The sequence below is a fragment of the Actinomadura sp. 9N215 genome (genome assembly GCF_044326345.1).
Taxonomy (GTDB): Bacteria; Actinomycetota; Actinomycetes; order Streptosporangiales; family Streptosporangiaceae; genus Spirillospora.
The window spans coordinates 16,317-35,344 of sequence record NZ_JBIRBA010000046.1 but is presented as its reverse complement, the minus strand read 5'-3'; the positions used below and the strand labels follow the sequence as shown (position 1 = coordinate 35,344).

The following is a 19,028-nucleotide window of genomic DNA, read 5'->3' as shown; positions in this document are numbered from 1 at the left end:
GCGGCCTGTGGCGGAGCCGATGCCGTCATCCCTTGTAGGCGGGGTAGCCGTAGCCGACGACGTCGTCGGTCGAACGCTCCTTGAGTTTGACCGCGTTGCCGGTGTTGCCCTCGACGGTCTCGATCGTGTCGTCGTCGACCTTCCTGACCACCATGCCGACGTGCCGGATGTCGCCGCTGGACTTGCCGCCTCCCCAGGCGTAGAAGACGATCGCGCCCGGCCTGGGCTCGGCGCCCCAGCGGCCGTTGGCCTGGAACCACCGGGCGTGGGCGACGGTCCAGGCGTCGCTGCCGATCTGGTCGCTGAAGCCGATCCGCTCGCCGATCCAGGAGATGAACATGTCGCACCAGTTCGCGTCGCTGTAGGCGATGAGGGAGCCGCCGTCGCGCTGGAGCGTCTGCTGGGCGCGGGAGGTGCTCATGTACCACTTCTGGAACTTGGTCCCGCCGCCGCCGTCCTCCGTGATGCCCACCTGCGACCGGGCGAGCTCGATGGCCTGCGCGGCGGTGGGCCGAGACTTCGCGGACGGCTTCTTGGGCGAGCCGCCGCTTTTGCCCTTGGAGCCTTGGCCGGAGCCTTTGCTGGAGGCTTTGCCGTCCTTGCGTTTGGCCTCGTCCTTCTGTCGGTCCTTGGACGTCGTCTTGCGCGCGTCCTTCCCGCCGGTCGTCGGCAGGTCTGCGGACGCGCTCGTGGCGGACGGGGACCCGAACGGCAGGACCGACGCCTGCGCGGTGGCCGCGGCGGTGCCGAGGACGGCGGCTCCGACGACGATGCCGCCGGTCGTCCGCCAGGTGATGGACCGGGTGCTCGGTTTGCGGTGCTTGCCGGGGGTCTTCTTGCGGTGGGTGCCTGGCACGGGGGGATCTCCAAGACTTCCAAGCCGCCTACCGGGGTCTCAGCTGAAGGGTTCGGGCGTGGAAGCGGCCCTACGGCGCGCCCGCGGGCATGCCGGATCACCCCGAGAGGCGGAGCGCAGGGGGAAGGGGGGCGTGGCCGCACGAGGGCGGCCACGCCCAGGTAACGCTGCGGGTCTCACTCCTTCGTTCTTCCAGACGCCTACCGGGTTAGCTGACGGGTTCGGGCGAGGAAGTGGCCCTACGGCGGGCTCTCACCGGGTCGTCCGGGAGAGGCGCACCGATTCACCCCGGGTGCCGGATGCCCGTCCAGGGACGGTCCCTGGACGCCGGCGGTTATGGGTCCCCGGTTCCGCTCGTCGGCGGACTCGGCGCTGCCGCTGCGATCCTGGGGGCGATATGGGGCCCGTGCGCGGGACCTGTCTCCCGCGTGCGAAAGAGCGGCGCCTGATGTTGTGCGGACGGCGGCCCGTCGCCGGGGACCGTCCTGCGGCCTGACCCTCGGGACCGCCGTGGCAGCGCTCTCAGCGCCATGCACGCTGCGGGCGTGCGCACGTTGGGCGGGGTCGGGCGCGGTCTGCGTACAGACCGTCGCGGCGCCGGACGGCGCCGCGGGCGACGCGTGGAGCGCGCCGCCGGGGGGAGGCGGCACGTGGATCGTGCCGCCGGCACGCGGCCGAAGAACGTGCCGCGTGGGTCGTGGCGCCTGGTGGGCGCCGCGGGGTCGTGGCGCCTGGGGGGCGCCGCGAGTCAGGACAAGGTACCAAAGCCCCAACAGAAGGCAAACCCCCACAAAATCAACAACGGACCAGGTCAAGGCCTGGTCCGTTGGTGAAGGCGGTCCGTCCGGCCGCCTGTGAGGCGGCGGACGGGCAGGGCGTCAGGGACGCCCGGCGCCGTAGTAGTTGCTCAGGTAGTAGCCCGAGGTGATGCTCACGATCTGCACGTTCTTGCCCGTGCTCGGGGCGTGGATCATCTTGCCGCCGCCCACGAACAGGCCGACGTGCCCGAGGCCGCTGAAGAACACCAGGTCGCCGGGCTGCAGGTCGCTCTTGGACACCCGCCTGGTGGCGGCGTACTGGGAGTTGGTGGTGCGGGTGATGCTGACGCCCGCCGCGCCCCACGCCTTCATGGTCAGGCCGGAGCAGTCGTAGGTGCTCGGGCCCTCGGCGCCGTACTGGTACGCCTTGCCGAGCTGCGCGTAGGCGAACTGGAGCGCCGTGCGGGCCGAGCCGCTGGCGGAGCCGTTGTAGGTGCCGCCGGTGCCGCCGCCGCCCGAGGACGTGCCGCCGCCGAGCCGCCGGACCAGCGCCTCCTGCTTCTCGACCCTCTTGTCGAGGTCCTGCTTCTGCTTCTTCAGGTCGTCCGTCTTGGACTTCACCTCGTCGTAGGCCGTCTTGGCCACGGCCTGCTCGCGGCGCAGCCGCTGCGCGGTGGCGAGGAACTGGGTGAGCTGGGAGCTGCGCTCCTGCGACAGGTGCGAGAAGACCGCCGCCTGGTCGAGGATCGCCTGCGGGTTCTTGCTGCCGACGAAGCCGGTCACGTCGGTCGACTCGCCGTTCTTGAACGCGGCGGCCGCCATCTCGGCGATCTTGGAGCGCTGCTGCTCGAAGGCCGTCTCTTCCCGCTTGCTCGCCTTGGTCGCCGCGTCGAGCTTCTTCTTGGCGACCTTGAGCTTCTCGTTGTTCTGGTTGTACTGCTCGACCTTCTGGTCCATCTCCTCGTTGAGCTTGTTCAGCTTCTTCTGCGCCTGCGCCCTGGTCGGCTTGGGTTCGGCGTGCGCCACCGCCAGGGGGGACGCCAAGGAGGCCGTCAGGGTGATGCAGGTGACGGCCGCCAGGCGACGGGAGACGACTCTGCTCGCCGAACCGCCTCTCCGGTCACGCCGCTGCGCTGGTGCCCCGATGAGTTCGTTGGCCACGGTCGGTCTCGCCCCTCTCGTCCACGACGTCAGCGGACGACATTAGCGAGGGTCAACAACCGTCACAACCGGTTCGTCACTCTTTGATCGACATCAGCGGACAATGTCCACTTTCCGTGATGTCAAGATGACCGAACGCGAGACTTCCCTTACGGGAGCCTTATGGCCACCTTATGGCCTGGCCGCACCGTCCGCCGGCGCCTTCGCGCCGGCGCTTACGGCTCGTGCCCTGGCGCTCACGCCCTGCCGAGCCGCCGCAGCAGCAGCGTCGACGGGCACGGCCGGGCGTTCGCGCGCCGCGCCGCGTCGGCCACCTCCCGGTCGGACGACACCACCACGATGGCGCGGCCCTGCGGCTCCGCCCGCACCAGCTCGCCGATCAGCTCGTCCGCGGTCTGCCCCGGGCGGCTGAACAGCACCCGGACGCCGCGCGGCGCCGCGATGGCGACCGGCGCGTCCAGCTCCGCGCCGTCGAACACGCACGTCACCTCGGCGCGGGTCTGCGCGGCGAGCCCGCCGAGCCCCGACAGCAGCCGGGTGCGCTGGTCGGACAGCGGCAGCTCCCCGTACCCGGTCTTGGTGACGTTGTAGCCGTCCACGACGAGATGGACGCGCGGCAGGGTCAGCAGCCGGTCGAGCAACTGCGGGTCGCTGTCGGACAGCGCCCGGCCCGGCAGCGCGCGGTGCGCCTCCCGGTCGGGCTCCAGCGCGCCGACCGCGTCCGCGGGCCGCCCGATCGTGGACGGCAGCGCCAGCTCCCGCCGGACGCCCTGCGCCGCGTCCACGAGCGTGTCGAGCAGCATCCGCAGCCGGACGTCCTCCACGTTGCGGCCCTCCCGCGCGGCGCGCTTGGCGGCCTCCGCGGCGGCCTCGGCCTGGGCGGCGCGGGCGCGCAGCTTGCGCAGCTCCTTCTCGGACGCGGCCGTCGACTCGCGCGCGACGGCGAGCGCCCGCTCCGCCTCGGCCGCGACCGCGTCGGCGCGCTCCTCCGCCGACCGGAACCGGGTGCGCGCGTCGTGCAGCTTGCGGCGCAGGTCCGCGACCTCGGCCTTGGTCTCGCGCAGCTCGGCGCGCAGCCGGTCGACCTCGGCGGCGCGGGCGGTGCGGGCGGCGGCCAGGTCCTCCTTCAGCGCGGCGACCCGGCGCTCGGCGGCCTCCTCCTCCGAGGCGGTCGCGGAGCGTTCCAGCTCCTCGCGGGCGGCCTCGACGAGGCCCGTCCAGCCGGCGGGGCGCAGCAGGTAGGCCAGCACCGCGACCTTGACGGGGTCGGCGGCGGGCGGCACGTCCCCGCCCTCGACGGCCTCCGCCAGCCCGGCCTGCTGGCTGCGGAGCGGCTCGGCGACGCGCCGCCGGAAGCCGGGGTCCTTCTCCAGCGCCGCCGCGATGTGCTGCCCGGCGAGCTTGGCGCGCTTGCGGCGCTCGAACCGCGCGAACCGGCGCAGCGGCGCGGGGACGTCGTCCAGCGGCAGCCCCCCGATCACCTCGGCGGCCGCCTCCACGACCGCCTGGCGCACGGCCTCGGGCAGCGGCCGCCCAAGACGCTCTTCCCCGGAGTTCTCGGACGTCGTCTCCCCAGCCTGACGCGGCTCTTCCCCTGGGGCCTGCGAGGTCGCCTCCCCGGGCTGACGCGGCTCCTCCCGAGGGGTCCGGGGGGTCGTCCCCGCGGCGTGGCACGGCTCTTTCCGGGGGGCCTCGGGGGGAGCCCCCTCGGCATCACGCGGCTTCGCCGCGGGTTCCTCGCCGCCGGGGGTCGCTTCGGGGCCGCTGTCGATGTTCCCGCTCCTTCCGGGCTGCGCCGCCGGTGGGCTGTGTCTTCCCGAGCCGCCCGCACCCTAACCAGGGCGGACGCGTGATCGGACGGATCGCGCCCGGCCTCCCCGAACCGTCCCCGCGGCCCCCGCCCGGCGGGACGTGCCGGCGCACCTCAACCCTAGCGGGCCCGGCTTCTGTCGGTGGGGTCCTCTACGGTCGCGCACATGACGGCTGCGCACGGTGTCCGGACGGCCGGCGTCCAGGGAACTCTGGACGACCTCGGCACGCCACTGTCAGGGGTCACCTTCGTGGTGGTCGACCTGGAGACCACCGGCGGCTCGGCCGCCGACTCGGCCATCACCGAGATCGGCGCGGTGAAGGTGCGCGGGGGAGAGGAGCTCGGCGAGCTCGGCACGCTCGTCGACCCCGGCGGGCCAGTCCCGCCGTTCATCACCGCGCTGACCGGCATCACCACGGCGATGGTGACGGCCGCGCCGAAGATCGAGGCGGTGCTGCCCGCGTTCCTGGAGTTCGCGCGCGGCTGCGTCCTCGTCGCGCACAACGCGTCGTTCGACATCGGCTTCCTGAAGGCCGCGTGCGCCCAGCACGGCTACGCCTGGCCCGCGTTCCCCGTCGTCGACACCGTGGACCTCGCGCGGCGCGTCCTGTCCAAGGACGAGGTGCCCAACTGCAAGCTCAGCACCCTGTCCCGGTTCTTCCGCACGGCCAACGAGCCGACGCACCGCGCGCTCGCCGACGCCCGCGCCACCGTCGAGGTCCTGCACGGCCTGATCGAGCGGCTCGGGTCGTTCAACGTCACCTCGCTGGAGGAGATGCGGAGCTTCGCCAAGGCCCCGACCCCGGAGCAGCGCCGCAAGCGGCACCTCGCCGACGACGTCCCGAGTGTGCCCGGCGTCTACCTGTTCGAGGACGGCTCGGGCGAGGTCCTGTACGTCGGCAAGAGCGGCGACCTGCGCTCGCGCGTGCGCAGCTACTTCACCGGGTCCGAGACGCGGTGGCGCGTCCGGGAGATGGTCGGCATCGCCGAGAGCGTCCGGACGATCGAGTGCGCCACCGGGCTGGAGGCCGAGGTCCGCGAGCTGCGGCTGATCGCCGAGCACAAGCCGCGCTACAACCGCCGCTCCAAGTTCCCCGAGCGGGCGATCTGGCTGAAGCTGACCGTGGAGCCGTTCCCGCGGTTGTCGATCGTCCGCGAGTGCCGCGCCGACGGCGCCCGCTACCTCGGGCCGATCTCGTCGCGCCGGCAGGCCGAAGAGGCACGCGCGGCGCTGCACGAGGCCGTCCCGCTGCGGCAGTGCACCCAGCGGCTGACGCTCCGGATCATCGAGCGCGGCCATGCCCGCGCGTGCGCGCTCGCGGAGATCGGGCGCTGCGGCGCGCCCTGCGACGGACGCGAGTCCGCCGACGCCTACGAGGTCCACGTCGGGACGGCCCGCACGGTCATGGAGGGCGACGTGCGTCCCGTGGTCGCGGCCGCGCAGGTCCGCATCGACCGGCTCGCGTCCGAGCTGCGCTACGAGGAGGCCGGTGCGCAGCGCGACCGGCTCGCCGCGTTCGTCCGCGCCGCCGCGCGCGGGCAGCGCCTCGCCGCGTTCGCCCGGCTGCCGGAGCTGGTCGCGGCCCGTCCCGCGTTCGACGGCGGCTGGGAGCTGTCGGTGGTCCGCTACGGACGGCTCGCCGCCGCGGGGAACGTTCCGCCGCGCGCCCACCCGCGCCCCTACGTCGACGCCCTCATCGCCACCGCCGAGACGGTGTTCCCGCCGTCCGGCGAGGCGCCCGGCGGCGTCGCGCTCGGTGCGCCGCCGTCCGCGGGCGCGACGGCGGAGGAGATGGAGTGCGTGCTGCGCTGGCTCGATCTGCCCGGCGTCCGGCTCGTCGAGGTCGCCGGTGCCTGGACGTGCCCCGCGCACGGCGCCGAAGGCCTGCGCGAGTGGATCGACCGCGCCTACGACGGGGGGTACGAGCCGTCCAAGCCCCGGAGCCACCGCCCACTAAGGTGACGGGGTGGCCCTGCCCCTCTACGACAGCCAGCCGGCTCGGCGCGTCCCCTGGGCGACCTACCTGCTGGTCGCCGCCAACGTGGTGGTGTTCCTGATCACGCCGATGTCGAACTTCGCCACCTGGTACGGCGAGGGCGAGGTCCGCACCTGCAAGGTCGAGCACTTCAGCTACCAGTACGGCGCCGTCCCGTCGGAGCTGACGACCGGCGACCAGCGCCCGCTGCCGCCGAAGGTCGTCGACGACTGCGGCCCGGCGACGTTCGGCAAGGCCCCGTGGACGTCGGCGTTCACCTCGATGTTCCTGCACTCCGATGCGCTGCACCTGCTGAGCAACCTGGTCGCGCTGTTCGTGGTCGGCATGGGCGTCGAAGACCGGCTCGGCCGATGGCGCTACCTGCTCAGCTACCTGTTCTTCGGGCTCGTGGCCGTCTACGGGTTCGCCTGGACGTCGCCCGACGGCACCGTCCCGCTCATCGGCGCGTCTGGCGCCATCGCCGGGGTGATGGGCGCCTACGCGATCCTCAACCCGCGGGGACGCATCGTCAGCTGGGTCCCGCCGGTCATCGTGGTGCGGCTGCCGGTGTGGGTGGTGCTCGGCTACTGGTTCGTCCTGCAGTGGCTTTCGCTGGGCGACGACAAGAGCAACGTGGCCTACGCCGCGCACATCTACGGCTTCGTCGCCGGGGTGGCGTTCGCGCTCCTGGCCCGCCGGGCCGGTCCCGCCCGCCGCCTCGCCGCCCTGAGCCGCGGCTGACCCCCCGGACGCGCCCCGGTAGGGTCGGACCGTCCGGATCTCAGGGGGAGGGTGAAGTGGTCACTGCGATCGTCTTCGTCAAGGCCGACGTCGCGCGCATCCACGAGGTCGCCGAGACGATCGCGGCCCTGGACGGCGTCAGCGAGGTCTACTCCATCACCGGCGACCACGACCTCATGGTGATGATCCGGGTGCGCCGCCACGAGGAGCTGAACGACATCATCCCGGGCCGCCTCAACAAGGTCACCGGCATCGTCGCGAGCGAGACCCACATCGCGTTCCGCACCTACTCCCAGCACGACCTGGAACAGGCCTTCGCCCTCGGCCTCCCCGACGCCGACTGACCTCAGGCGCCGATTGACCTCAGACGCGCAGCCGTTGGGTCGTCTCGATCCAGCGGTCCAGGAGCGTGGTCGCCTTGCCGGAGTCGACGGCCGCCGCGGCGCGCTCGTAGGCGCCGCGGAGCGTCGCGGTGAGGTCGGACGGGGCGGGCGCGCCCTCGTAGGCGGTCAGGAGCGCGGCGGCGTTCAGCAGGACCATGTCGCGGACGGGCCCCTGCCGCCCGGCGAACGTCTCGCGCGCGACGCGTCCGTTGAACGCGGCGTCGGCGCCGCGCAGATCCTCCGGCTTGGCGGGCGGGATTCCGAGGTCGGACGGGTCGAACGTCGTCTCCGTCGCCGTCCCGTCGCGGACGACCCACACCGTCGAGGTGCCGGTCGTCGTCAGCTCGTCCAGGCCGTCGTCGCCGCGGAACACCAGCGACGAGCAGCCGCGCGCGGCGAACACGCCCGCGACGACGCCCGCCATCCGCGGATGGAACACGCCGACGGCCTGCGCGCCGGGACGCGCCGGGTTCGTCAGCGGGCCGAGGAAGTTGAACACGGTCGGGGTGCCGAGCTCGCTGCGCGTCCGCGCCGCGTGCTTCAGCGCCGGGTGGTAGAGCGGCGCGAAGCAGAACGTGATGCCGATCTCCTCGGCGACCTGGGCGGTCGCCTCGGGCGGCAGGTCGATGGCGACGCCGAGGTGCTCCAGCAGGTCGGCCGCCCCGCAGGACGACGACGCGGCCCGGTTCCCGTGCTTGACGACCCGGACGCCCGACGCGGCCGCGACCACCGCCGCCATCGTCGACACGTTGACGGTGTGCGCCCGGTCGCCCCCCGTCCCGACGAGGTCGGCGATGGGGCCGGGCACGTGGATGGGCCTGGCGTTGTCCATCATGCCCTCGGCGAGGCCGGTGACCTCCTCGACCGTCTCGCCCTTGGCGCGCAGCGCGACCGCGAAGCCCGCGATCTGCACGTCCGTGGCCTCCCCGGACATGATGCCGTTCATGGCCCAGGCGGTCTCCTCGCTGGTCAGCGAGTCGCCCGAGAGCAGGGCGTTGAGCAGTGCGGGCCAGGTGGTGCGCGCGTCCATGTCCCCTACCGGGTGTCGGGTCTCGAACTTGGGTCTCAGAGGGCGGGGAGGCGGTTCTGCAGGCGCTTGCGCATCAGCCCGGCGAGCGCGTTCGCGACGGCCATCGGGTCGAGCGGCAGGCTCACCACGGCGTCGGCGCGGGACCAGGTCGCGAGCCAGCCGTCGTCGCGGCGGCCGATGATCGCGAGGACGGGCGGGCAGTCGTACACCTCGTCCTTGGCCTGCCGGCACACGCCGAGGCCGCCCGCGGGCTGCGCCTCGCCGTCCACCACCAGGACACCGATGTCGCCCTCGTCGAGCCGCGCCACGACCGCGGGCTGGGTCGCGATCTCGACGAACTCGACCTTCGGGAGATCGGCGGCGGGACGGCGTCCGATCGCCATCCGGATCTGGGCGCGGGTGTTCGCGTCGTCGCTGTAGACGAGGACCTTCATCGGGCCCTCGGGGGCGGTGCTCATGGACGTGAAGAGTACCCGGTCGGGCGCGGTGGGGACACGCTCGGGAAGCGTAGAAGGGGGGTCATGCGCCAACCACGGGATAGGGGCGCAATAATGCTGCCCGTGACAGCATCCGCGATAGAGACAACACCTCACGCACGGGCGAACCGTCCCAATCTGGTCAGCGTGGGGACGATCGTCTGGCTGTCGTCCGAGCTGATGTTCTTCGCGGCGCTGTTCGCGATGTTCTTCACGATCCGCTCCGTGACGATCGGCCAGTCCGGGGAGGACGCCTGGCCCGGCGCCCCGCTGGACCTGCCGCTGTCGTCGGTCAACACGACTGTCCTGGTGCTGTCCTCCGTGACCTGCCAGATGGGCGTGTTCAAGGCCGAGGCGGGCAAGGTCGGCCGCGACGGCGGCCTGCTGAACTTCCGGCGCTGGGGCCTGCGCGAGTGGTACGTCCTGTCGTTCCTCATGGGCGCGTACTTCGTCGCGGGGCAGGGATACGAGTACTACAACCTGGTCACCAAGGACGGGCTGACCTTCTCGTCCTCGGCCTACGGCTCGATCTTCTACCTGGCGACCGGCTTCCACGGCCTGCACGTCTGCGGCGGCCTCCTCGCCTTCCTGTTCATCCTCGGGCGCACCTACGCCGCCAAGCGGTGGACGCACGAGCAGGCGACGAGCGCGATCGTCGTGTCCTATTACTGGCACTTCGTCGACATCGTGTGGATCGGCCTGTTCTCGGCCGTCTACCTGCTCGACATGTGACCGCGTGACCGCCGCACCGACGAACCCTGACCCACCAGAAGACATGACCCGAACGGGGATTTCCGTGAAAAGGATCACCGCATGGCGACGGCGCCCGTGGGCGGGCTACGCCGTCGTGCTGGCGGCCCTGGCGGCGATCGGCGTCATCTACGCCGGATTCTCGCCGCAGACCGAGCGCGCGGAGGCGAAGAGCAGCGCCCAGGCCGCTCAGGACCTGAAGAACGGCCAGGAGCTGTTCAACAAGAACTGCGCGAGCTGTCACGGCCTGAACGCCGAGGGCACCAAGGACGCCAAGGGCAAGTCGATCGCGCCCAGCCTCATCGGCGTGGGCGCCGCGGCCGTCGACTTCCAGGTCAGCACGGGCCGGATGCCCGCGCAGAACCCCGGCGCGCAGGTGCCGCGCAAGGAGCCGATCCCCGCGTTCGACACCTCGATCAAGACCGACTACGAGGAGCCGGAGAAGCGGGAGGCGGCCGAGCGGCAGAAGGCGCAGGCCGAGAAGAACCTGCACGATCTGCGGGCCTACGTCCAGTCCCTGGGCCTCGGTCCCGAGGTCCCGCCGGCGTCGGCCGTCGACCCGAAGGACGGCGACGTCGCGCTCGGCGGCAAGCTGTTCCGCACCAACTGCGCCCAGTGCCACAACTTCACCGGCCAGGGCGGCGCGCTGACCGGCGGCAAGTACGCGCCGCCGCTGTCCGGCGACGACGTCACGCCCACGCAGATGTACGAGGCGATGCTGACCGGCCCGCAGGCGATGCCGGTGTTCAACGACACCACGCTCACGCCGAAGGACAAGCAGGCCATCATCGCCTACCTGGTGCAGACGCGCGAGGAGCCGAACCCGGGCGGTAACGGCCTCGGCCGCATCGGCCCGGTGAGCGAGGGCCTGGCCGGCTGGATCATCGGGATCGGCCTGCTGGTGCTGGCGGCCATGTGGATCACCGCGAAGAAGCCGAAGAAGCTGAAGAAGTCATGAGCGACGACAACAACGAGACCACGGGCCCAGAGGGCCCGGGCGAAGAGGGCCCGCACGGGGAGGGCTCCCGCGAGGAAGGCACGCCCGCCGAAGGCACGCGCCCGGAGGGGGCCGCCAAGCGTGAGCGCGTCGTCGGCACGCCGTCCCCGGCGAAGGAGAAGGCGCTGCTCGCCGAGGACGACATCTCGGCGCCCGCGGGCATAGGCGAGCAGCTCGACGAGGCGTCGATGAAGCGGGCGGAGCGGATCGTCGCGACGCTCTTCCTCGTCGCGTTCGCCGCCAGCGTCGTGTTCATCGCCTACTTCATCGGGTGGAGCGGCCGCGACGGCGGCATGCACGGCGTGGTGCGCGCCCGCGAGTCCAACTTCTGGCTCGGCGGGACGATGGCGCTGTCGTTCCTCGCCATCGCCGCGGGCGTCACCATCTGGGTGCGCCGGCTGATGACCAGCAAGCCGATCGTCCAGGAGCGGCACGAGCTGGCCGCCGACGAGGAGTCCAGGGCCGCGTTCGCCCAGGACTTCATGGAGGGCGCCGAGGACAGCGGCCTCACCAGGCGGCCGCTGCTGCGCCGCACGCTGCTGCTGGCCGCCGCGCCGCTCGGCCTGGCGCCGCTGGTGCTGCTCCGCGACCTCGGCCCGCTGCCCGAGACGCGGCTCCGCCACACCTACTGGGGCGAGGCCGTCAAGCGCGCGAAGGGCGAGGGCAAGAAGGGCGTCCGCCTGGTCGTGGACGGCACCCACCGCCCGCTGCGGGTCAGCGACTTCGCCAGCCCCGGCAGCATGATCACCGTGCTGCCGGAGGGCGTCGAGGAGCACGTCCCCGAGGACGAGGTGCTCACGGAGAACGCCAAGGCGGTCACGATCCTCATCAACGTCCCCGAGGACCAGTTCAAGCCCGCGAAGGGACGCGAGAACTGGCACGTCAACGGGATCGTGGCGTACTCCAAGGTGTGCACGCACGTCGGCTGCCCCGCGGCGCTGTACGAGCAGACCACGCACCACATCCTGTGCCCGTGCCACCAGTCCACCTTCGACGCCACCGACGCCGCGAAGGTCATCTTCGGGCCGGCGGCGCGGCCGCTGCCGCAGCTTCCGCTGGCCGTGGAGGACGGGTACATCATCGCGACCAGCGACTATCACGAGCCGGTCGGACCGAGCTTCTGGGAGCGCGGATGAGCGACACGACCGCACCTGCCGGACCGGCCGCCCCGGCCGCGCCGAAGCCCATCGAGGGCACGCTCGGCTTCATCGACGAGCGCTTCGGGTCCACGAGCTTCTTCCGGCGCAACGTCAAGAAGGTCTTCCCGGACCACTGGTCGTTCATGCTGGGCGAGATCGCCCTGTACTCCTTCGTCGTGCTGCTGCTGACCGGGACGTTCCTGACGCTCTGGTTCCAGCCGAGCATGAAGGAGGTCATCTACGAGGGCTCGTACACGAAGCTCCAGGGCGTCAAGATGTCGCAGGCCTACGCCTCGACGCTGGAGATCAGCTTCGACGTGCGCGGCGGCCTGCTGATGCGGCAGATCCACCACTGGTCGGCGATCCTGTTCATGGCGTCGATCCTGGCGCACATGCTGCGGGTGTTCTTCACCGGCGCGTACCGCAAGCCGCGCGAGGTGAACTGGCTCATCGGCATCAACATGTTCATCCTCGGCATGCTGGAGGGCCTGTTCGGATACTCGCTGCCGGACGACCTGCTGTCCGGCACCGGGCTGCGGATCACGCAGGGCGTGCTGGAGTCGATCCCGCTGGTCGGCACCTACGGCTACATGTTCCTGTTCGGCGGCGAGTTCCCCGGGCAGGACATCATCCCGCGCCTGTACGTGCTGCACATCCTGCTGATCCCGGCGCTGATCCTCGGGCTGGTCACCGCGCACCTGATGATCATGTGGCATCAGAAGCACACCGCGATGCCGGTCAAGAACCAGACCGAGAAGCAGGTCTACGGCTACCCGTTCTACCCGGTGTTCCTCGCGAAGACGAACGCGTACTTCCTGTTCGTGTTCGGCGTCGCGGCGCTGCTGGGGGCGTTCGCGCAGATCAACCCGATCTGGCTGTTCGGCCCGTACGATCCGGGCGCGATCTCGTCCGGGTCGCAGCCGGACTGGTACATGGGGGTCCTCGAAGGGGCCCTGCGGATCATGCCGAACTGGGAGATCAGCGCCTGGGGCCACACGGTCAGCCTGAACGTGCTGATCCCGGCGACGGTGCCGCTCGGCATCATCTTCGGCGGCGCGATGGCCTGGCCGTTCATCGAGGCGTGGATCACGGGCGACAAGCGGCAGCACCATGTCGTCACGCGTCCGCGCAACGCCCCGGTCCGCACCGCGACGGGCATGGCGGCGGTGACGTTCTACGGGCTGCTGTGGCTCGCCGGGGCGAACGACGTCCTCGCCGAGCGGTTCCACGTGTCGCTGTTCGCCACGACCTGGTTCTTCCGGGTGACGGTCATCATCGGGCCGATCCTGGCGTTCATCCTCACCAAGCGGATCTGCCTCGGGCTGCAGCGCAAGGACGCCGACACCGTCGGGCACGGCGTGGAGAGCGGCGTCATCGTGATGTCGCCGGACGGGAGGTTCTCCGAGCGGCACGAGGCGCCGCGCGAGGAGGAGAAGATCGTCCTACTGTCCAAGGAGAACGCCAGGCCCGAGGCGCCCGCGCGGGACGCCCAGGGCATCCCCGCGCCCGGCGCCAAGGGCCCGATGGGGCATCTGCGCTCGCGGCTGAACCGCGCGTGGACGTTCGACGACGTCCCCGTCGAGGAGCACGGGCACGGCGAGCACGAGGCGATCGAGAGCGGCTCGGACTCCGAGCAGGTCAAGCACTGACGCCTGGCCAGGACACATGAGGGGCCCGGCGCCGTCACGGCGGCGCCGGGCCCCTTCGTGTGCCGGTCACTTCGTGTGCCGGCCCTTTCGTGTGTCTGTCACTTCGTGTCGGTCACTTCGTGTGCCGGTCGCCTTCGTATGCTGGGCCGACGATGAAGACGCTCTTCGTCACCAATGACTTCCCGCCGCGTCCGGGCGGCATCCAGGCGTTCGTGCACGGCCTGGCGTTGCGGCGCCCGCCGGGCTCGGTGGTCGTGTACGCCCCGTCCTGGAAGGGCGCGGACGGGTTCGACGCCGAGCAGCCGTTCCCGGTCGTCCGGCATCCGGGTCCGCTGATGCTGCCGGAGCCGGGCGTGCTGCGCCGGGCGAGGGACGTGCTGCGCGCGGAGGGCTGCGACTCGGTGGTGTTCGGGGCGGCGGCTCCGCTCGGGCTGCTCGCCCCGGCACTGCGGCGGCACGGCGTGGCCCGCCTCGTCGGGCTCACGCACGGGCACGAGGCGGGCTGGGCGTCCCTGCCGGTGGCGCGGCTCCTGCTGCGCCGCATCGGGGACTCGGTGGACGCCCTGACCTACCTCGGCGAGTACACGCGGTCCCGCATGGCGCGGGCGCTGTCCCCGGGAGCGGCGGCGCGGATGGCGCGGCTCGCGCCCGGCGTCGACGAGAAGGTGTTCCGCCCGGGCGCGGGCGGCGACGAGATCCGGGCCCGCCACGGGCTGACGGGCCGGCCGGTGGCGGTGTGCGTGTCGCGGCTGGTGCCGCGCAAGGGGCAGGACGCCCTGATACACGCGTGGCCGCGGGTCCTGCGCTCGGTGCCGGACGCGGCACTGCTGCTCGTCGGCGGCGGCCCCTACCGCGCAGACCTGCAGCGTCTGGCCGTCTCCCGCGGTGTGGACGAGTCGGTCGTGTTCGCCGGCGGCGTTCCGTGGGACGAACTGCCCGCCCACTACGACGCGGGCGACGTGTTCGCGATGCCGTGCCGCACCCGCCGCAGCGGCCTGGACGTCGAGGGCCTCGGCATCGTCTACCTGGAGGCGTCCGCGACGGGACTGCCCGTCGTGGCGGGCGACTCCGGCGGCGCGCCCGACGCCGTCCTGGACGGCGAGACCGGCGCCGTCGTGCCGGGCCGTTCGGTCGCCCGCGTCGCCGACGCCGTCGCGGGCCTGCTGTCCGACCCGCGGGAGGCCCGCCGGATGGGGGACAACGGCCGCGCGTGGGTCGAGCGCGAGTGGCGCTGGGAGATCCAGGCGGCCCGCCTGGGCGGCCTGCTGACGTCCTGAGATGACAGTATGCGGTCATGGACATCGAGGACGCATGGGCCCGCGTTCCCGGGGAGGCCGCCCGGTGGCTGCACGAGCTGGATCCCGACCACTGCTACTCGGGGTTCGAGCCGCCGCGCCGGCCCGACTCCGCCTGGCTCCTGCACGCGATGTACGCGTGGGAGGAGGGGCTGGTCACGACGACCCATGACGATGTCCACCAGACGGTGACGGCGGCGGGCCTGACCGAGCCGGCCGACCCGGCGGCCGAGACGTCCGGTGACGTCGGCGACCTGCTCGAAGGCGCCATCGTGACCGGCACGGGCCTCGGCCGCAGCGGCGACCCTGGCGCGGGCTGGCGGCGGATGCGGTGGCGGGAGCTGGCGCGCGGGTTCGGCGAGCCGGCCGTCCCGGACGGGGAGCTGCCCGGCAGCCGCTGCCTGCGCCAGGGGCATCCCGCCGGGAGCTGGTCGGCGGCCATCCAGCCGCCCGCGGAGGGCTGCCTCGACCGGGAGAGCTGGTACCGGCTGATCGGGCTGCTGCTGCGGCACAGCCCGTCCGGCGCGGCGACCCGCTGCCTGGCGTACTACTGCCCGCTCGTCACCGCCGACTGGGACGACGAGACCGTCCTCGCGGGGAAGCTGGGCGACGCGGCCCGCCTGTACGACCATCCGGCCATGACGAGCTGCCCGTCCGACCTGTGGGCGGAGGACCGGTCCTGGGTCGTCTACTGCGACTGGGACCTGTGGGGCACGAAGGTCGTCGGCCCCACCGCGCTCATCGAGGCCGTCCTGGACGACCCCGAGCTGGAGGCTCTCCGCCTTCCCTGGAGCCGCTAGGGACCGTGTCCCGCCCCCGGAGACCAGTTCCACGCGGACGCCCCTGCCGAGATGGGGTGGGTGTGATCCGCCGCCGGCCGGCCCGGGCGCGCTCGTGGAGGAGATCCTGGAGACGAGCGCGCGGCGGGCCGGCCCGCGGGGCCGGATCGGGTCCGCGTGGACGGGAGCGCGGGGCACGGCCCCGGCGTCCGGCACCGTGGGGCCCGGCCCCGCGACGGTGCCCGGCCGCGGACGCGCAGGAGGGGGTGGGCCGCCCCGGGGATGATCCCTGCCGCGATGGTCGCGTCATCCGGGGGCACCTCCTGCCGCTGCTCGACGTCCGCGATCGTTGACGTTCCCGAAGCTAGGGCGGTCCGCGGTCCCCGGCACAGCCCGTTAAAGGCCGCTTAAGGGGTGGATCACTCATCGCTAAGCCGCCTGCCGGATTCGGCCACAAAAGGGGTGCACCGCTTCATGTCCGGAGCAATCGGACACACTTGCGTGATCATGTCCGGGCGGGTGGAGGAGGACGGGTGCGCTCTCGGGGTGTGGTGGTGCTCGCCGCGGTGCTGGCGGCCGTGCTGGTGACAGGCCTCGCGGCGGGCTGGGCCCTGCGGCGCGACAAGGACGGCGACACCCCCGAGCGGGTCGCGGCCGACTACTTCGCGGCGTGGCGCGAGGGCGACCTCGACGGGATGGGCGAGCTCGTCGCCGACCCGCCCGCGACCTTCGCCGGGCAGCACCGGGCGCTCTCGCGCCTTCGTCGGCCGCTACCCGCCCGGCTCGACGTTCAAGGTGGTGACGGCGGGCGCGCTCCTCGCGGCCGGGTCCGGCGCCGGGACCGGGGGCGGACTGCCCGGCGTCCGTGGTCACCGCGCAGCGCACGATCCGCAACGACGAGGACCACGCGCTCGGCCGGACGACGCTGCGGGGGGCGTTCGCCGCGTCCTGCAACACCACGTTCGCGCGGCTGGCGGTCGAGGGGCTCGGCGCGGAGAAGCTGGCGGCGAGCGCCCGCGGGTTCGGCTTCGGCGCGCGCCTCACGCCGGGCGTGGACGCCGCCGACGGGAGCTTCCCCGACCCGGAGAGCGGCGCGGAGCTGGCGGAGGCGGCGATCGGGCAGGGGCGCGTCCAGGCGAGCCCGCTGCTGATGGCGTCGGTCGCCGCGGCCGCCGCCGACGGCTCGTGGCGCTCGCCCCGGCTGCTGGCGCCGAAGCTGATCCGCGAGGGCGGGGGAGCGACGCCGGAGCCCCGGCCGGTGCCGGGGACGTCCGCGCTCCGCACGATGATGCGGGCGGTGGTCACCGGCGGCACCGCGGCCGGGGCCGGGCTTCCGGGCGGGACGGCCGGCAAGACGGGCACCGCCGAGTTCGGCGGCGGCCAGTCCCACGCCTGGTTCATCGGCCACCGGGACGGCGTCGCGTTCTCGGTCTTCGTCGAGGCCGGCGGCTCGGGCTCGAAGGTGGCGGCGCCGCTGGCCGCCCGCTTCCTGAAGGCCCTGCCGGCCTGAAAGACGTGCCGTCCTGAAGGGCCCGCGCTGATCATCGGCGCGAGACGGCGGCCAGCGCGGCGGCGCCCGCGAGCAGGACGGCGAGGACGAGCCCGAGGGCGCGCATGCCGTCCGCGGTGAGCGCGGCGGCGAGCTGCGGTCCCAGGCTGGCGCCCACGAACATCAGCGCGCTGTAGATGGAGATCGCGGCCGCGCGGGCGTCGCCCGCCCTGGCGGCGATCATGTCGATCAGGCCGGGCGCGGCGACGGAGATCCCGGCGGTGACCAGCATGAGCAGCAGCGCGAGCACGAGCGTGCCGGGTTCCAGCAGCCCGACGAGCGCGGTGCCGAGCGCGGCGAGCCCCAGCGCCAGGCCTGCGCGGGCCGGGCCCGGGACCCGGGACAGCCACGGAGTGAGCAGCGGGATCGCGAGGATCACCGGCAGCGCGCTGGCCCGCAGCCCGAGCAGCCCGGTCGTGCCGGTGAGCTGCAGCCCGGTGTAGATCGCGACGAACGGGCCGAGCACGGCCGGGACCGCGAGGAACAGCAGCCTCAGCCCGGGCGCGCGCAGCAGCGGCGGCATGGCGCGGTAGACCGCCAGCGGCGAGCGGCCGGTGGACGGGCCGTCCGGGAGCAGGGCCCAGCGCAGCACGACGGCCGCGGCGGCGAACGCGACCCCGCCCGCCACGAAGAACGACCGCCAGCCGAGCACCGCCGCCAGGCCCTGCGCGGCGAGCTGGCCGAACACGGCCGCGGCCAGGAACCCGGTGGTCATCGCGGTGACGGTGACCAGCCGCCGGTCCGGCGCGACGCGTTCGGCGACGTAGGCCATGGCGACGGGCGGGAACGCGCCGATCGTGAGGCCCTGCAGGACGCGCAGCGCGAGCGCGGCGTCCGGGGACGGGGAGACCGCGACGAGCGCGGTGGTCAGCGCGGTGGCCGCGACGCCGCCGACGATGACGCGGCGGCGGCCGAGGCGGTCCGACAGCGGGCCGAAGAGCAGGAAACCGGCGGCGTAGCCGAAGCCGAACGCGCTGACCAGCCAGGTGAGCGAGGCGGGCGCGACCTGCCAGCCGGACGCGGCCCGGCCGAGCAGCGGGATCATCCCGTAGAGCTGGCCGGTGGCGAGCAGCGCGGTCGCGGCGAGACGAGCTCGCCGAGGTCACGTCCCTGCCCGGGGACGACCCCGTCGAGTACGTCGGCGAGGTCTTCGACCACTACGTGCGGAACCCCGTCCTGCTGCGGCTGCTGCTGTGGGAGTCGCTGTACGACCGCCAGTCCACCCTCCCCGAGCAGCAGTGGCGGACCGAGCGCTGCCGGCGCAAGATCGAGTCGCTGGCCGCCAGGCTGGGGGAGGAGCCGTCCGCCGAGGTCGGCCGGACCGTCCTCACCCTCATCGGCCTCGCCATGATGCCGATGGCGATGCCGCAGCTCGCCGCGCTGCTCGGCACCTCCATGGACTCGCCGGAATCCGTTGCGCGAATGCGTGAACATGTCACGGCTTTCGCACGTACTGCCCTGGAGAACAGAACGACCGCGGAGTAAGGCTCAGCACGTTTTTGGCACCAACTCGCATCTGAGTGGCTCATGGGGCGTATGCTCCCGGAGTGATTGAGCGGATTCGTCGAGAATCCGTTCGGGAAACGCGGTTGGAGCGAGCGGGCTCCTGAACCGCGGTCCCCGATGTCTCAGCGGGACGGCCGCCGGGCGACGAGCCCGACGGTCCGGAGCCACCGGCG

The 19,028-nt window shown here is 72.8% G+C and carries 17 protein-coding genes and 1 riboswitch; of the genes, 11 read left to right on the top strand and 6 right to left on the bottom strand.

Annotated elements, in window-relative coordinates; all coding sequences use genetic code 11:
- Window positions 1-25: 25 nt before the first annotated feature.
- The 3 genes from ACH34T_RS42660 to ACH34T_RS42650 all read right to left on the bottom strand — a co-directional run bounded on the left by ACH34T_RS42660 (window position 26) and on the right by ACH34T_RS42650 (window position 4,289).
- Window positions 26-856, bottom strand: coding sequence for a CHAP domain-containing protein (locus ACH34T_RS42660; protein WP_396026725.1), 831 nt, complete (start codon window positions 854-856; stop codon window positions 26-28).
- A 182-nt stretch (window positions 857-1,038) separates the two neighbouring features.
- A riboswitch (cyclic di-AMP (ydaO/yuaA leader) is annotated at window positions 1,039-1,238 on the bottom strand.
- A gap of 496 nt (window positions 1,239-1,734) precedes the next feature.
- Window positions 1,735-2,658, bottom strand: coding sequence for an NlpC/P60 family protein (locus ACH34T_RS42655; RefSeq protein ID WP_396026724.1), 924 nt, complete (start codon window positions 2,656-2,658; stop codon window positions 1,735-1,737).
- Between the two features lie 353 nt (window positions 2,659-3,011).
- On the bottom strand, window positions 3,012-4,289 hold the full coding sequence (locus ACH34T_RS42650) for an NYN domain-containing protein (RefSeq protein WP_396026723.1): 1,278 nt from the start codon (window positions 4,287-4,289) through the stop codon (window positions 3,012-3,014).
- A gap of 462 nt (window positions 4,290-4,751) precedes the next feature.
- Here ACH34T_RS42650 and ACH34T_RS42645 point away from each other — a divergent pair, with 462 nt between their 5' ends.
- The 3 genes from ACH34T_RS42645 to ACH34T_RS42635 are packed head-to-tail and all read left to right on the top strand — an operon-like array spanning window position 4,752 to window position 7,646.
- Window positions 4,752-6,548, top strand: a complete 1,797-nt coding sequence (locus ACH34T_RS42645; RefSeq protein ID WP_396026722.1) for a DEDD exonuclease domain-containing protein — start codon at window positions 4,752-4,754, stop codon at window positions 6,546-6,548.
- A gap of 4 nt (window positions 6,549-6,552) precedes the next feature.
- A complete protein-coding gene (locus ACH34T_RS42640) occupies window positions 6,553-7,302 on the top strand; it encodes a rhomboid family intramembrane serine protease (RefSeq protein WP_396026721.1) in 750 nt (249 codons plus the stop codon).
- Window positions 7,303-7,358: 56 nt separating this feature from the next.
- Window positions 7,359-7,646 (top strand): Lrp/AsnC family transcriptional regulator, encoded by a 288-nt coding sequence (locus ACH34T_RS42635; protein WP_396026720.1) that lies wholly within the window; start codon window positions 7,359-7,361, stop codon window positions 7,644-7,646.
- 19 nt (window positions 7,647-7,665) lie between these two features.
- Here the strand turns inward: ACH34T_RS42635 and trpD are convergent, their stop codons facing one another.
- Window positions 7,666-8,715, bottom strand: a complete 1,050-nt coding sequence (gene trpD / locus ACH34T_RS42630; protein ID WP_396026719.1) for an anthranilate phosphoribosyltransferase — start codon at window positions 8,713-8,715, stop codon at window positions 7,666-7,668.
- 35 nt (window positions 8,716-8,750) lie between these two features.
- Window positions 8,751-9,173 (bottom strand): hypothetical protein, encoded by a 423-nt coding sequence (locus tag ACH34T_RS42625; protein ID WP_396026718.1) that lies wholly within the window; start codon window positions 9,171-9,173, stop codon window positions 8,751-8,753.
- A 93-nt stretch (window positions 9,174-9,266) separates the two neighbouring features.
- On the opposite strand from ACH34T_RS42625, the gene ACH34T_RS42620 reads away from it, so the two are divergent.
- The 7 genes from ACH34T_RS42620 (at window position 9,267) to ACH34T_RS42590 (ending at window position 17,310) form a co-directional block, all read left to right on the top strand.
- Window positions 9,267-9,923, top strand: coding sequence for a heme-copper oxidase subunit III (locus ACH34T_RS42620; RefSeq protein WP_396026717.1), 657 nt, complete (start codon window positions 9,267-9,269; stop codon window positions 9,921-9,923).
- Window positions 9,924-9,987: 64 nt separating this feature from the next.
- The gene (locus ACH34T_RS42615) at window positions 9,988-10,899 is read left to right on the top strand and encodes a c-type cytochrome (RefSeq protein WP_396026716.1); all 912 of its coding nucleotides are present in this window, start codon (window positions 9,988-9,990) and stop codon (window positions 10,897-10,899) included.
- A complete protein-coding gene (locus tag ACH34T_RS42610; RefSeq protein ID WP_396026715.1) occupies window positions 10,896-12,074 on the top strand; it encodes a Rieske 2Fe-2S domain-containing protein in 1,179 nt (392 codons plus the stop codon). Before ACH34T_RS42615 ends, ACH34T_RS42610 begins: the two co-directional genes overlap by 4 nt.
- Window positions 12,071-13,726: a cytochrome bc complex cytochrome b subunit gene (locus ACH34T_RS42605; protein WP_396026714.1), complete on the top strand. Its 1,656-nt coding sequence runs from the start codon at window positions 12,071-12,073 to the stop codon at window positions 13,724-13,726. Before ACH34T_RS42610 ends, ACH34T_RS42605 begins: the two co-directional genes overlap by 4 nt.
- A 152-nt stretch (window positions 13,727-13,878) precedes the next feature.
- Complete coding sequence (locus ACH34T_RS42600) at window positions 13,879-15,003, top strand: glycosyltransferase family 4 protein (RefSeq protein ID WP_396026713.1); 1,125 nt, start codon at window positions 13,879-13,881, stop codon at window positions 15,001-15,003.
- Window positions 15,004-15,020: 17 nt separating this feature from the next.
- A complete protein-coding gene (locus ACH34T_RS42595) occupies window positions 15,021-15,821 on the top strand; it encodes a hypothetical protein (protein WP_396026712.1) in 801 nt (266 codons plus the stop codon).
- Between the two features lie 844 nt (window positions 15,822-16,665).
- Window positions 16,666-17,310, top strand: coding sequence for a penicillin-binding transpeptidase domain-containing protein (locus tag ACH34T_RS42590; protein WP_396026711.1), 645 nt, complete (start codon window positions 16,666-16,668; stop codon window positions 17,308-17,310).
- Window positions 17,311-17,341: 31 nt separating this feature from the next.
- On the opposite strand, the gene ACH34T_RS42585 is transcribed toward ACH34T_RS42590, so the two are convergent.
- Window positions 17,342-18,421, bottom strand: coding sequence for an MFS transporter (locus ACH34T_RS42585; RefSeq protein WP_396026735.1), 1,080 nt, complete (start codon window positions 18,419-18,421; stop codon window positions 17,342-17,344).
- Between the two features lie 38 nt (window positions 18,422-18,459).
- Here ACH34T_RS42585 and ACH34T_RS42580 point away from each other — a divergent pair, with 38 nt between their 5' ends.
- Window positions 18,460-18,834, top strand: coding sequence for a hypothetical protein (locus ACH34T_RS42580; protein ID WP_396026734.1), 375 nt, complete (start codon window positions 18,460-18,462; stop codon window positions 18,832-18,834).
- Window positions 18,835-19,028: the final 194 nt, after the last annotated feature.